The organism is Mesorhizobium koreense (assembly GCF_031656215.1).
Lineage (GTDB): Bacteria > Pseudomonadota > Alphaproteobacteria > Rhizobiales > Rhizobiaceae > Mesorhizobium_L > Mesorhizobium_L koreense.
Genome location: NZ_CP134228.1, coordinates 829,266 through 843,495, shown reverse-complemented (window position 1 = coordinate 843,495; position 14,230 = coordinate 829,266). Strand labels below are relative to the sequence as shown.

The 14,230-nt window shown below is 63.1% G+C and carries 11 protein-coding genes; 4 read left to right on the top strand and 7 right to left on the bottom strand.

Annotated elements, in window-relative coordinates; all coding sequences use genetic code 11:
- The first annotated feature begins 44 nt into the window (after nucleotides 1-44).
- On the top strand, nucleotides 45-947 hold the full coding sequence (locus RBH77_RS03950; RefSeq protein ID WP_311030852.1) for a DMT family transporter: 903 nt from the start codon (nucleotides 45-47) through the stop codon (nucleotides 945-947).
- A gap of 20 nt (nucleotides 948-967) precedes the next feature.
- On the opposite strand, the gene RBH77_RS03945 is transcribed toward RBH77_RS03950, so the two are convergent.
- The 7 genes from RBH77_RS03945 to glmM form a co-directional block, all read right to left on the bottom strand.
- The gene (locus RBH77_RS03945) at nucleotides 968-1,162 is read right to left on the bottom strand and encodes a type II toxin-antitoxin system HicA family toxin (protein WP_311030851.1); all 195 of its coding nucleotides are present in this window, start codon (nucleotides 1,160-1,162) and stop codon (nucleotides 968-970) included.
- Between the two features lie 9 nt (nucleotides 1,163-1,171).
- Nucleotides 1,172-1,384, bottom strand: a complete 213-nt coding sequence (locus RBH77_RS03940; RefSeq protein WP_311030850.1) for a DUF1902 domain-containing protein — start codon at nucleotides 1,382-1,384, stop codon at nucleotides 1,172-1,174.
- A gap of 81 nt (nucleotides 1,385-1,465) precedes the next feature.
- Nucleotides 1,466-3,064, bottom strand: coding sequence for a phosphoglycerate dehydrogenase (gene serA / locus RBH77_RS03935; protein ID WP_311030849.1), 1,599 nt, complete (start codon nucleotides 3,062-3,064; stop codon nucleotides 1,466-1,468).
- Nucleotides 3,065-3,224: 160 nt separating this feature from the next.
- Entirely contained in the window at nucleotides 3,225-4,400 is a 1,176-nt protein-coding gene (locus RBH77_RS03930; protein ID WP_311030848.1) for a phosphoserine transaminase, read from the bottom strand.
- 186 nt (nucleotides 4,401-4,586) lie between these two features.
- Nucleotides 4,587-5,324 carry an outer membrane protein gene (locus tag RBH77_RS03925; RefSeq protein WP_311030847.1) on the bottom strand — a complete coding sequence of 246 codons (738 nt, stop codon included), beginning with the start codon at nucleotides 5,322-5,324 and terminating at the stop codon, nucleotides 4,587-4,589.
- Between the two features lie 157 nt (nucleotides 5,325-5,481).
- Nucleotides 5,482-6,342: an outer membrane protein gene (locus RBH77_RS03920; RefSeq protein ID WP_311030846.1), complete on the bottom strand. Its 861-nt coding sequence runs from the start codon at nucleotides 6,340-6,342 to the stop codon at nucleotides 5,482-5,484.
- Between the two features lie 189 nt (nucleotides 6,343-6,531).
- Nucleotides 6,532-7,884, bottom strand: a complete 1,353-nt coding sequence (gene glmM, locus RBH77_RS03915) for a phosphoglucosamine mutase (protein ID WP_311030845.1) — start codon at nucleotides 7,882-7,884, stop codon at nucleotides 6,532-6,534.
- 287 nt (nucleotides 7,885-8,171) lie between these two features.
- Between glmM and RBH77_RS03910 the strand changes: the two genes are divergently transcribed.
- From RBH77_RS03910 to RBH77_RS03900, 3 genes are read left to right on the top strand one after another with little or no spacing between them, the layout of a single operon-like run.
- On the top strand, nucleotides 8,172-9,182 hold the full coding sequence (locus RBH77_RS03910) for an ImuA family protein (RefSeq protein WP_311030844.1): 1,011 nt from the start codon (nucleotides 8,172-8,174) through the stop codon (nucleotides 9,180-9,182).
- Complete coding sequence (locus RBH77_RS03905) at nucleotides 9,118-10,809, top strand: Y-family DNA polymerase (RefSeq protein WP_311030843.1); 1,692 nt, start codon at nucleotides 9,118-9,120, stop codon at nucleotides 10,807-10,809. The genes RBH77_RS03910 and RBH77_RS03905 overlap by 65 nt, the downstream gene beginning before the upstream one ends.
- The gene (locus tag RBH77_RS03900; RefSeq protein ID WP_311030842.1) at nucleotides 10,806-14,207 is read left to right on the top strand and encodes an error-prone DNA polymerase; all 3,402 of its coding nucleotides are present in this window, start codon (nucleotides 10,806-10,808) and stop codon (nucleotides 14,205-14,207) included. Before RBH77_RS03905 ends, RBH77_RS03900 begins: the two co-directional genes overlap by 4 nt.
- Nucleotides 14,208-14,230: the final 23 nt, after the last annotated feature.

Below are 14,230 nucleotides of genomic sequence, written 5' to 3'. Positions count from 1 at the left end.
ATTGCGGACCGTCCGATTCGCCGTCTCGCCCCAAAGGCCGTCCGATGCAGAACCGCGCCTATCTCTACCTGTTGCTGACGATGTTCCTCTGGGCCGGCAACTCGGTAGCCGGGAAGCTCGCTGTCGGCCACATATCGCCGATGATCCTGGTGACGCTGCGCTGGGTGCTGGCGTTCGGCGTGCTCGGTGCTATCGGCTGGAAACAGTTCCTTGCCGACTGGCCAAGGGTGCGCCGCCACCTGCTTCTGCTTTTTCTCCTCGGCACTTGCGGCTTCACCTTCTTCAACGCGCTATTCTATACGGCGCTCATCCACACCACCGCGATCAACGTATCGATCGAACAGGCGGGCATGCCTATGCTCGTTATCCTCATCAATTTCCTTCTTTTCCGCCTGCGTGCGACCTGGCTGCAGCTTGTCGGCGCGGTCGTGACGATCGCGGGCGTCGCCATCACCGCCTGCCATGGCGATCCGCGTCAACTGCTGGCGCTCGGCCTCAATGTCGGCGACGGCATGATGCTGATCGCGGTAGTGCTCTACAGCGGCTACACGGTGTTCCTGCGCTTCAAGCCGGACATACACTGGAAGAGCCTGATGCTGGCGCTCTCCTTCTTCTCCTTCGTCACCGCGCTGCCCTTCGCCTGGTGGGAGATCGGCACAGGACGGGCGATATACCCCGACCTCACCGGATGGACCATCGCCTTCTACGTCGCGCTGTTCCCGTCAGCGATCGCGCAGATATTGTACATTCGCGGCAATGAGCTGATAGGGTCGAACCGCGCGTCGCTATTCATCAACCTCGTGCCGATCTTCGGCACGCTGCTTGCGGTCGTGCTCGTCGGTGAAAAGTTCCAGTCCTATCATGCACTGGCGATGGTGCTCGTGCTGGGCGGCATCTGGCTGGCCGAGAATTCCGGACGCAAGCACGCGGCAAGAACCTCGGCCTGAACAAGCGAAGAAGACACGGATCAGAAAGCTTTCGGCAACCCGGCGAATTTCAAGATCGCATTCGCGGTGTGCCGGGACTTAATCGAACTATCGACCGTGACTTTCCGACCTGTCGTGGGATCGTGCCAAATCTCGTGATCCCCCTTGCCTTGCCGGAGAAGTTGCCATCCCGCCTTCGCAAGAAGCTTCCTCGTTAACGGTGCGAAATTATTCACTTCGCGGTTCTATGCGGCAATGGTCTGAAGGCTTCGAGCAACAAGCTCGATTTCAAATGGACCGTCATGGTCTTCAGCCAAAAGTTCGGGCACCATGGCAGCCAGCTTGCGCTGAAGATTTTCGATCGTCTCAGCCTCGGTAAAAAGACCGATATTACCGGCGGCGGAAGCGGTCCAGACGCCCGCTTCTTCATCCCAGAGCGCTTCGACGAGAATTTTCATTTACAGGCTCCTTACGCGCTGTTTTACCTCATATGCCCGCAAAGGAGAAGGCGGGAAGCGATTAGCGCTTCCCTTCGATCTTCACATCATCGACACGTCGAACCTCAGCGGCTTGGCCGAATCGATCGTCTCGTGCGCGCGCACCTTGGCGAGCACCTGTTCGGGGAACGGCGCATCGAGATAGAGGAGCGCGATTGCATCGCCGCCGGGCCGATTGCGGCCGAGCGCAAAATTGGCGATGTTGACGCCGTTTTGGCCGCAGACGGTGCCGAGCAGCCCGATGATGCCCGGCGCATCGGCGTTGGTCGTGTAGAGCATGTGCTCGCCGACCTCGGCGTCGAGATTGATCCCCTTGATCTGGATGAAACGCGGCTTGCCGTCGGAGAAGCAGGTGCCGGCGATGGCGCGGGTCTGATTGGCCGTCTTCACCGTCAGGCGGATATAGCCGTCGAAGACGCCGGACTTGTCGCGCTTCACTTCCGCGACGATGATGCCACGCTCCTTCACCATGATCGGCGCGGAGACCATGTTGACATCGGCGACCTGCGGCCGGATCAGGCCGGCGAGCGCCGCGCTGATCAGCGCGCGCGTGTTCATCGCCGCCGTCGAGCCGTCGAACAGGATCTCGACTTCGCGGATGGGCTCCTCGGTGACCTGACCGACGAAGGAGCCAAGCACTTCTGCGAGCTTGATGAAGGGTTTGAGGAGCGGCGCCTCCTCGGCCGTGATCGAGGGCATGTTGATGGCGTTGGAGACCGCGCCCTTGATGAGGTAGTCCGACATCTGCTCGGCAATCTGCAGCGCGACATTCTCCTGCGCCTCCGTCGTCGCGGCACCCAGATGCGGCGTGCACACGACATTGGGCAGCGAGAACAGCGCGTTGTCGGTGGCCGGCTCGGTCTCGAACACGTCGATGCCGGCGCCGGCGACCTTGCCCGACTTCAACGCTTCGACCAGATCGGCCTCCACGATCAGCCCGCCGCGCGCGCAGTTGATGATGCGCACGCCGTTCTTCATCTTCGCGATCGCCGCCTTGTCGATGATGTGCCGGGTCTTGTCGGTGAGCGGCGTGTGCAGCGTGATGAAATCCGCGCGGGCGAAGAGATCATCCAGCTCCAGCTTCTCGACACCGAGCTGCGAGGCCCGCTCTTCCGACAGGAAGGGATCGTACGCGACGACGTGCATCTTGAGCCCGATGCCGCGCATGGCGACGATCGAGCCGATATTGCCACAGCCGACCACGCCGAGCGTCTTGCCGGTGATCTCCACGCCCATGAAGCGGTTCTTCTCCCACTTGCCGGCGCGGGTGGAAGTGTCGGCCTCGGGAAGCTGGCGTGCCACCGCGAACATCATCGCGACGGCGTGTTCGGCGGTTGTGATCGAATTGCCGAAAGGCGTATTCATCACGATGATGCCCTTGCGGGAGGCAGCCGGTATGTCGACATTGTCGACGCCGATGCCGGCGCGGCCGATCACCTTCAGATTCGTCGCGGAGGCGATCAACTTCTCGGTCACCTTGGTGGCCGAGCGGATGGCGAGCCCGTCATATTTGTCGATGACGGCAAGAAGCTTCTCCTTGTCCTTGCCGAGATCGGGTTCGTAGTCGACCTCCACGCCGCGATCCTTGAAGATCTGCACGGCGGTCGGCGAAAGCTGGTCTGAAACGAGTACACGGGGCATTTTTCAAATCCTGTCAGTTTGCTGACCTCTCATCCGTCGCCTTCGGCAACACCTTCTCCCACAAGGGGAGAAGGGAGGTGCCCTCCTTCTTTCATTGTGGAGAAGGCAGCCGGGCGGAGCGAGGTCGAATGAGGATGTTCAAGAGAACACCGCAGGGAGATCAGGCGGCTGCCTTGAGCGACGCCTTCTGGTTGGCGTAGGCCCAGTCGAGCCAGGGCATCAGCGCTTCCAGATCGGCCGTCTCGACGGTCGCTCCGCACCAGATCCTGAGGCCGGGCGGTGCGTCGCGATAAGAACCGATGTCGTAGGCAACGCCTTCCTTGTCGAGTGCGGCGACCATGCCCTTGGCGAAGGCCGCCTGCGCCTCCTTGTCGAGCATCGCAACGTCCGGATCGACGACCGAGAGGCAGACCGACGTGTTGGAGCGCGTCTCGGCCCTGACCGCGAGATGGCCGAGCCAGCCGGATTTTTCCACGAATCGGTCGATGACGGCGAAATTGGCATCCGCGCGGGCGATGAGGCCATCCAGCCCACCGATCGATTTCGCCCAATCGAGCGTATCGAGATAATCCTCCACGCACAGCATGGAGGGCGTGTTGATGGTCTCGCCCTTGAAGATGCCCTCGATCAGCTTGCCGCCTTTGGTCAGGCGGAAGATCTTCGGCAGCGGCCATGCCGGCGTGTAGCTCTCCAGCCGCTCGACGGCGCGCGGCGACAGGATCAGCATCCCGTGCGCGGCCTCGCCGCCCAAAGCCTTCTGCCAGGAGAAGGTGACGACATCGAGCTTGGCGAAGTCGAGACGCTGGGCGAAGGCGGCCGAGGTCGCGTCGCAGATCGTCAGCCCCTTGCGATCGGCGGGTATGAAATCGGCGTTCGGGACGCGGACGCCGGAGGTGGTGCCGTTCCAGGTGAAGACCACGTCACGGTCGAAATCGACTTTGGAGAGGTCGGGCAGCTCGCCGTAGGCCGCCTCGATGATACGCGCGTCGGTAAGCTTTAGCTGCTTGACCGTATCCGTAACCCAGCCGGCGCCAAAGCTTTCCCAGGCGACCATGTCGACGCCGCGGGCGCCGAGCAGCGACCAGAGCGCCATCTCGACCGCGCCGGTGTCGGACGCCGGGACGATGCCGATCCGGTAGCTGGCGGGCACCTGAAGGATTTCGCGGGTTAGCTCGATCGCCCGTTCGAGCTTGGTCTTGCCGAGCTTGGCGCGGTGCGAGCGGCCGAGCGCAGCGTCACGCAAGGCTTCGACCGTCCAGCCGGGACGTTTGGCGCAGGGACCGGATGAAAAATGGGGATTGGCCGGACGGAGTCCGGGCTTCGCATCTGTCGTCATTTACCTATCCTTCCAGATAGCACGCCCCTCGTTGGGGAGGGGTGGCCCACGGACGGCGATAAGGACGGACGGGCGCGGCGTCAAGAGAAAAGTTTACGTCGCGGAGAGGATATCGGAGATCGGTCTGGTCCAAAACAAGGCGGCGGACCTTGGCCCGCCGCTTGAAAATCCTCATCGATCGGGAGCTTACCAAAGATCGTATCGAAGGCCGAGCCGAATTTGGTGATAGTTGATACCCTTGTGGGTCGAGTAGGTGGAAGGGCTTTCGAGCCTCACCCACTCCGCATCTGGCGCGGAAAGATACTGGTAGCCGAGATCGACGGACAGATCGCTCGACACCGCGTAGCTCAGGCCCGCATTCAGTGTGTAAGCGAAGGAATAGTTCGGCGAGCTGTCGTGGAAATCGACGGTAGTTGCGGCGTCGTAATAGTGTCCGCTTACCCGGGGGTTGCTGCGGATGAGGCCGGCGCCGGCGCCGATATAGGGCGTGATCCCAACATAGGTGCCGAGATCGGCATAGACATTAGCCATGCCGTACCACGCGTTGTTCGTGACCTTGGCGGCCGCATCTATGACGCCGTCGTCGTAGCTGCCCGAAACCTTGTTTCCCGGCAGATAGCCGAGATTGAGATCTGCCCGGAGCCAGTCGGTGAAGTGATAGCCGAAGCCGATGCTTCCGGAAAACGTGGTCTCGTCCTCGCTGTAGCGGACGGGCGTGGCGGCGAAATCGACATTCTTGAAGGAATGGTTGGCGCCGTAGGCGATGTCGCCGCGCAGGTACCAGCCGGTTCCCACCTCGACCGGCACGAACTGGTCGGGCGGGCTGACTACCACCGGAGGTTCGTAATCCGCGGCAAGAGCGGGCGCGAGCGGCGTGAGCGCCAGCGCGGCTGCCGACAGTATGATCTTCGAAAAGCGGGACATGGCAAAAGCTCCCCAGCCTGTTTGTGAGGAGCATCATTAACGATAGTGGTTAAGTCGCGGTTAAGGATAACATCCCGTAAAGAATTGATTTTATTGCCTCAAAGAAAACCGCCCGGCATGTGCCGGGCGGTTGGATGTCGGGAGAATTGCGGGTTGATTACTTGTAGACGGGCGCCGGCTCGGGCGGCACATAGGCCATCTGTTCGCCGCAGCCATCACGATTGCTGCCGCCGAAATTGTAGCGCAGGCCAGCGCGGACCTCATGCACGTTCATGCCGTCGTCGTAGCCCGGTCCTACATTCGACGAGGCAGTGTACTTGAATATCTTGCCACCTTGGATATGCGTGAACCGATAGCCGATATCGAGGTCGAGATTATGCGTCAGGCAGTAGGAAGCGCCGGCCATGAGCGCATAGGCGAACCGCCAGTCCGAAGCGCCGTCTTCAACAGAGGTCGCTCCGCTCGAATCCGTACCCTTAAAATCATCCCATTTGACGTGCGCACCGCCGATGCCCGCGCCGAGATAAGGCGTGACGCCGTGCCAGGTACCCAGATCGACATAGGCGTTGGCAAGCAGCAGTAGCGCGCTCATCGACGATTTATCGACCGAACTGCACGGCCCGGCACCGCCACCGCATGGACCGGCGCTACTCGATTTGCCGGTGAAGTCGGACTTGAACCAGTAGTCGGCGGTCAGGTCTGTACGCAGATAGGAATTGATGTTGTAGCCGGCACCAATACCGAGAGACCATGACCCGTCGAGTTTGGTCGAATCGAAATCATTGCCAGGCGTACAGCCCCCGCAAGGGGCACCGCCATAAGTGATGTAGTTCGCGCCGCGCAGCTTCGACCAGTGATAGTCGACATCGCCGCGAATGTACCAGCCGCCTGTCTCGACGGGCTGATAGACCGGCGCCGGAACCACCGGCGGCTCATAAAGATCGGCGGCGGCGGCTGGCGCCGAGATGCCGGCCAGAAACAGAATTCCGAGCAAGGCCGACTTCGACTTTGCAAACATGACACATCCCCTTGACGCCGGCTGAAAGGCGTACCCTCGGTTGAACGTGAAAGGGATAATGCAGCCTATTTAGTTAAATTCGGCTTAACCCTAATCTTTAACCACGATCCTCCCGCGCGAAAGCGGCGCGAAGGACCCTCGCCGACGGGTCCGACGGTGAAAAGACGGCGTTCCCGGTAGGGTTTGGTCTCAGGCGGCGCTGCGCGTATCCGAGATGATCCCGACGATATCGTCGACGACGGCTTCGACGAGCGAGCGGTCGTCGGCCTCCGCCATGACGCGGATGAGCGGCTCGGTTCCCGATGCGCGGATGACCAGCCGGCCGCTATCGCCCAGCCGGTTGCGCGCGTCCTCGATGACGGCCTTCACCGGCGCGCTTTCCAGCGGCTTGTCGCCGGAGAAGCGGACATTCTTCAGCATCTGCGGCACCGGCTCGAACTTGCGGCAGACCTCGCTCGCCGGCCGGCCGGTGCGCTTGATGCAGGCGAGCACCTGCAGCGCCGAGACAAGTCCGTCGCCGGTCGTGGAGAAATCGGAGAGGATGATGTGGCCGGACTGCTCGCCACCGACATTCAGCCCGTGCTGGCGCATGTGTTCGACGACATAGCGGTCGCCGACCTGGGTGCGCAGCAGCGTCAGCCCCGCGTCGTTCAGGAAGCGCTCCAGGCCGAGATTGGACATGACGGTGGCGACGATGCCGCCGCCGGCAAGCCTGCCGCTCTCGTTCCAGGATTCGGCGATCAGCGCCATCACCTGGTCGCCGTCGATCACCGTGCCGTTCTCGTCGACGATCACCATGCGGTCGGCATCGCCGTCGAGCGCGATGCCGATATCGGCGCGCACCTCATGCACCTTCTTGCACAGGCTGAGCGGATTGGTGGAGCCACAATCCTTGTTGATGTTGAAGCCGTTTGGCTCGCCATTGATGGTGATGACCTCGGCGCCGAGTTCCCAAAGTGCGGCCGGCGCCACCTTGTAGGCCGCGCCGTTGGCGCAATCGACGACCACCCGCATGCCCGACAGCGACATGGAGCGCGGCAAGGTGCGCTTGGCGAATTCGATATAGCGGTCATGCACGCCGTCGACGCGCTTGGCGCGGCCGAGGCTGTCGGCGTCAGCGACGCTGATCTCATCTTCGTTCTCGAGGAGATGCTCGATGCGCTCCTCGATCTCGTCGGAAAGCTTGTAGCCATCGGGACCGAACAGCTTGATGCCGTTGTCCTGGTAGGGATTGTGGGAGGCCGAGATCATGACGCCGATATCGGCTCTCAGCGAGCGCGACAGCATGGCGACGGCGGGCGTGGGAATAGGGCCGAGCAAAAACACGTCCATGCCGGCGGAGCAGAAACCGGCCACCAGCGCATTCTCGATCATGTAGCCGGAAAGGCGTGTGTCCTTGCCGATGACGACGCGGTGGCGGTGCGTCCCGCGCTGGAAGGACATGCCGGCCGCCATGCCGACCCGCATGGCGATCGCCGGCGTCATCGGAAAGGAATTGGCGTGTCCGCGGATGCCATCCGTTCCGAAATAGCGCTTTGACATCGGTCTCGAATCCCCAGAATTCATCAGGCTTTCGGCATCATCTGCCACGGAGCGGCCGGGATGCGTTTATCAATTTATATGAGGGCATGTTACGCTTTGCTAGCGTGCGCCCCCTTCCTTGGAGAAAGGTAAACGGGTTCTTTAAGGAATTCCATAAAGCGAACATATCGGCACGGACAGGAATAAATTCTTTTCTCCTGCGGAAGGAAGACGCTTGACTCTTCGGGAGAGCTCTGGAATCCATAAGAACATAGCATGAACAAATTGTCGGAAGAGCGGATACCGTCATGGCCAGCCACGCCATGGCGCGGGAGACCATTTCTGCCCTGCGCCGGGAAATCGCAAAGATCGAGGGCGTCCTTGCCGACAGGCTGGTCGAGCCGTCCGGCGCGCCTGAGGATGCAGGCGGCATCCTCAGGCGCCGCGACGGTCAGGCCGCCGGCATGGGACGCTCGTCCCTGTTGCGGACAGGTGCGGAATCCCTTGATGCTGCTCTCGGCGGTGGTCTGCCGCGAGCCGGCCTCATCGAGATCCACGGTGCGGAGGCACGCGACGCCGGAGCGGTGGCAGGCTTTGCGCTTGCGCTGGCAAGCCTTCTCCTGAAGGAGGAGGTGATCGGGCCGCTCTTGTGGATCGGTACGGCGGACATCTTCAAGGAGACGGGTACCCCCTACCTTCCGGGTCTTTGCGCGCGTTTCGGCCTCGGGCCGGGCGCTGTCCTCTTCTCCGCCCCCCGCCGGCTCCGGGACGCTCTCTGGATCGCCGAGGAGGCGGCGCGGCTGAAAGCCCTTTCGGCGACATTCCTCGAAACCGGAGGCAATCCGCGCCGGCTCGACCTCACCGCGACAAGACGCCTGCACCGGCGTGCGCTCCAGGCCGGCCGGCCTCTCTTCCTGTTGCGTGAGGCGGGTTTTGCCGAGCCGACCGCAGCGCCGCTCCGGCTTGTCGTTGCGCCGGCGCGCGCCCGGCCCCGATCGACGCTTGCCGGCCCGCTTGCCCACTCCATCGGCCCGCCTTCCTTCACCGTCGGCATCGGCAAGAGCCGGAACGCCGCGTCCGGAGAATTCATCCTCGAATGGGATGCCGCCGAGCGCGGCTTCCGCGAAAGACGGCAGGAAGACCATGGGACAGAGAATATTGGCATTGTGGTTTCCGCATCTTCCGACCGACCGCATCCTGCGCCAGCGGCACGGACGCTCCTGGCGTTCCCGGATGGCGGCCCGGTCGGCACAGATGAAACGAACGCCCCTCATCGTCAGCCGCCACGAGAACAATACGAGACGCATCGCAGCGCTTGATGAACAGGCCGAGGCGCTCGGCTTGAAGCGCGGCGTGGGGATCGCGGATGCGTGTGCCATGCACCCCGGGATCGAGATCGCCGAGACCGATCCGGTGGCGGACAGGCGTCTGCTCGAAAGCCTCGCCGACTGGTGCGACCGCTACACGCCGCTGGTGGCGCTGGAAGGCGAGGACGGCCTTTTCCTCGACATAACCGGCTGCGCCCATCTCTTCGGCGGCGAAAAGGCGATGCTCGACGATATCCTTGCCCGCTTCTTCCATCAGGGATTCGATCTTCGTGCGAGCATCGCCTCGACGCCGGGAGCGGCATGGGCCGCGGCGCGTTTTTCCCTCTCGGCAATCGAAGAGGGAGACGAGGCGGAGGCGCTGGCGCCGCTGCCCTTGCCGGCGCTTCGGCTTGACGCGGCGGTGCGCGGCGGGCTGGAAAGCGTTGGCCTGAGGACCGTGGGCGCGGTCATGCAGACGCCGCGCGCGCCGCTTGCCCGGCGCTTCGGCAAGCTCCTTTTCCTACGCATCGACCAGGCGCTCGGCCAGGTGGAGGAGCCGATATCGCCGCGCCTGCCGGCACCGCCGCTCGCGGTGGAGCGCCGGCTCGTCGAGCCGATCGTGACGATGGAGGCGATCGAGCGGCTGGTCGGATTGCTCGCCGCTACGCTGAAGGCGGACCTCGAGCGGCGTGGAGAAGGCGCGCGATCCCTGCAACTGGCGCTTTTCCGGGTCGACGGCGCCGTCAGCCGGATCGCGGTCGGCACCGCGCGGCCGCTACGCGACCCGGACAGGATCGGCCTCCTTTTCCATGAAAAGCTCGCTGCGCTTGAAGACCGGATCGACGCGGGCTTCGGTTTCGATCTGGTAAGGCTTTCAGCCCTTTCCCTTGCCCGCTTCGAGGCATGGCAGGCCGATTTTTCCGGAGAGGATGCATCGGAGGAGGAAAGGCTGGTCCTGTTCTCCGACCGCATCCGGGCGCGCCTTGGCGACCATGCCGTGCTGAAGGCCATCCCCGTCGAAAGCCATCTGCCCGAACGTGCGGCCGCAGCCGTACCCTTTGCCGGAAGGACCGCCGCATATGAAATCACCTCCTCCCCACAAGGGGCAGAACTATCGCATATGACCAAATATCCCCCACTCCGTCGCGCTTCGCGCGCCACCTCTCCCCCACTTTCGTGGGGGCGAGGAAAGGAGCCTAGCCTAGCGGCCGGCACTTCCTCTCCCCCGTCGAGCGGGGGAGAGGTGGTTTGCGAAGCAAATCGGAGTGGGGGTCGAACTTCATATGCGATTGCCTCCCCCTTGTGGGGAGGGGGCAGGGGTGGGGGTACCGCCCCGCATCTCCCCGAACGCCCGATCCGTCTATTCTCCTCTCCCGAGCCGATCGAAGCGATCGCGGCGGAGGTTCCGGAAGGCGCGCCCGCCTCCTTCCGCTGGCGCCGCGTATTCCATCGTGTCGCGGCATCCGAGGGGCCGGAACGCATCGCGCCGGAATGGTGGCGCGGGGACGGAAGCGAAGGGACACGCGACTATTTCCGCGTCGAGGACGAGGAGGGCCGGCGCTTCTGGCTCTACCGGCAGGGCCTCTACGGCGAGGCCCCGCAAGGCCCGCGCTGGTTCATGCACGGCATCTTCGCATGAACGTTTCCTCTCTCATGGCGCAACCGCCCTATATCGAGTTCGGCGTCCAGTCGAATTTCTCCTTCCTGCGCGGCGCTTCGAGACCCGAGGAACTGGTGAAGACCGCCTGTCTCCTCGGCCATGCGGGAATGGGCCTTGCCGACCGCAACAGCGTCGCCGGCGTGGTGCGCGCCTGGAGCCAGTCGAGATACATCAAGCTTTCCGAGGATACGGAAGCGGTCCAGCTTCCCTACCACCCCGGCTGCCGGTTGGTCTTCGAGCACGGAACGCCCGATATTCTCGCCTATTCACAAGACCGCAAAGGCTGGGGGCATCTCTGCCGCATGCTGACCCAGGCCAATCTGCGCGAGGAGACCGAAAAGGGTGCTACCCTCTTGAGGCGCGACGACCTCCTCGAATGGGGCGACCGGCTGTCGCTTGCTGTGCTACCGGATTTGTCGGTGCCAGCGGAGGACAATCTGGCGTTGGTCCGGCAATTCAAGGATCGCTTCGGCCGTAATCTGTGGCTAGCCGTCGCGCCGGATTATCACGGTGACGACCGGTTCAGACTGGAGCAAGCGGCGGCAATGGCGGAAGCCGCAGGCGTTCCGCTGATGGCGACCAACGATGTTCTTTATCACTCCACGGAAAGGCGGCCGCTGCAGGACGTGCTCACCGCAATCCGCCTCAATGTGCCTATAGCCGAAGCCGGCCTGGCACTTGCCGCCAATGCCGAACGCCATCTGAAAACACCCGGCGAAATGGCACGCCTCTTCCGCCGCTACCCGCAAGCGCTGTCGGAGACGCTACGCTTCGCGGAGACCCTCACTTTCAGCCTGGACGAGCTGAAGCACAATTATCCGGAGGAAACGACCGAAGAGGGCGTCGATCCGCAGACCGAATTGGAACGGCTGACCTGGGAGGGCGCGGAAAGACGCTACCCCGAAGGCGTGCCGGAAAAGGTGCAGGCTCTGATCCGGCACGAACTCGGCATCGTCGCGGGGAAGAAATATGCGCGCTACTTCCTCACAGTCCACGACATCGTGCGCTTCGCGCGATCGGACGGGGTGGGGATTCTCTGCCAGGGACGCGGCTCGGCCGCCAATTCCGTCATCTGCTTCTGCCTTCATATAACGGAGGTCGATCCGGCCCTCACCGACGTGCTGTTCGAGCGCTTCGTCTCCACGGAGCGCGACGAGCCGCCGGACATCGACGTCGATTTCGAACACGAGCGGCGCGAGGAAATCATCCAGTACATCTATTCCAAGTATTCGGAGAAGCGGACAGCGCTCGCCGCTGCCGTCACCAGCTATCGCGGCCGCTCGGCGCTGCGCGAGGTGGCGAAGGCGATGGGCCTGTCGGACGATGTTCGAAGCGCATTGTCGGGCACGATCTGGGGCTGGTCGACCTCCGGTGTCGGCGAGAAGGAGGCCAAAGCCGCCGGCATCGACCTCGCCGATCCGACGACCCGGCATGTCGTCGCCCGCGTCAACGAGATCATCGGGTTCCCCCGCCACCTGACGCAACATGTCGGCGGCTTCGTCATCACGAAGGATCGGCTCGACGAGATCGTCCCCATCGTCAAGACCGCGATGGAATCGCGCAGGATGGTGGAGTGGGACAAGGACGACCTCGACACAGTCCGTATTCTCAAGGTCGATGTGCTCGCGCTCGGCATGCTCTCCTGCCTGAAACGCGCCTTCAATCTGCTTGAGGATCACTACCGCGTGCGCGACAAATATGGCCGGCGCCTCACCTTAGCGACGGTCCCGCCAGAGGACGAAAAGGTCTACGACATGATCTGCCGCGCCGACACGCTTGGCGTCTTCCAGATCGAGAGCCGGGCGCAGATGTCCATGCTGCCGAGGCTGCGCCCAAGGAAATTCTACGACCTCGTCATCGAAGTGGCGATCGTCCGCCCCGGCCCGATCCAGGGCGACATGGTGCATCCCTATCTGCGCCGGCGGATGAAAAAGGAAAAAGTCGACTATCCGAGCCCTGCGCTGGAAGCCATCCTGGAACGAACGCTCGGTGTCCCGCTTTTCCAGGAACAGGCCATGAAGATCGCCATCGATGCCGGCGGCTTCACGCCCGGCGAGGCCGACCAGTTGCGACGCGCCATGGCGACCTTCCGGCGCAACGGCACGATTGAGCTATATGAAAAGCGGATGATCGAAGGCATGGTCGGCAATAACTATTCGGAAGAATTCGCCCAGCGCTGCTTCAACCAGATCAAGGGTTTCGGCGATTACGGCTTCCCCGAGAGCCACGCCGCCTCTTTCGCGCTCCTTGTCTATGCCTCCTCATGGTTCAAGGCGTTTTATCCCGACGTGTTCTGCGCCGCGATCCTGAATTCGCAGCCGATGGGTTTTTACCAACCTGCCCAGCTTGTCCGCGACGCGCGCGACCACGGCGTCGAAATCCGCGACGTCGACATCAACCATTCCGTCTGGGACTGCACGCTGGAAGAAGCCGATTTCGATCCGGGCCGCATCCATCCGCGCCACGCGGAAATGCGGGAAACCGTCCTGACGAAGAACACCGTCCGGCTCGGCTTCCGGCAGGTCAAGGGGCTTTCCGAGGATCGGATGGTCGCTTTTGTCGAGCGCCGCGGCGACGGCTACGATTCGGTGCGCGATGTCTGGCTTCGTTCCGGCCTCGATGTCGACGAGATCGAGAAACTTGCACAAGCCGATGCCTTCCGCTCCATCGGGCTTGGCCGGCGCGAGGCGCTGTGGGCGGTGAAGGCGCTGGACAGGAAGGCCGCCGCCGAATTCCTGCCGCTCTTCGACCGTCCGAACCTTGCCTTGCGCGACCATGAACCAAAGGCCGCCCTGCCCGCCATGCCGCCCGGCGAGCATGTCATCCATGACTACCGCATGCTCGGCCTCTCGCTGAAGGCACACCCCGTCTCCTTCCTACGTCAGCGTCTGGATACGGCCGGCATAACGCCCAGTGCACGGCTCCCTTCGGTGCCGGACGGCAGGCGCATATGGGTCGCCGGCCTCGTGCTCGTGCGTCAGCGGCCGGGCAACGGAAAGGCGATCTTCCTGACGCTCGAGGACGAGGGCGGCATCGCCAACATCATCATCTGGGAAAGGCGGTTCGCGCGCTACCGTTCGGTGGTCATGGGCTCCCGCTTCATCCGGGTCCACGGCCCCGTGCAGTCGGAATCGGGCGTCATCCACATCATCGCCGAACACATCGAGGATCTGACGCCATGGCTCAGCGAGTTGTCGGAAGGTTTCCGGGCGCTCGACGATCTATCCAGCGCCGACGAGGTCAAAAAGCCAACGAGCGACGGTCGTGACAGGCGCTACCGCCGGCTTGCCCGCGCGCTGCCAGCGCTCGAGCGCGACTACGAGGCGCTGGCGGATGGGCCGCGAAAGGTCATGCCGAAAGGACGCAACTTCCAATGACCGGCATTTTCCGCGCCGCCGCC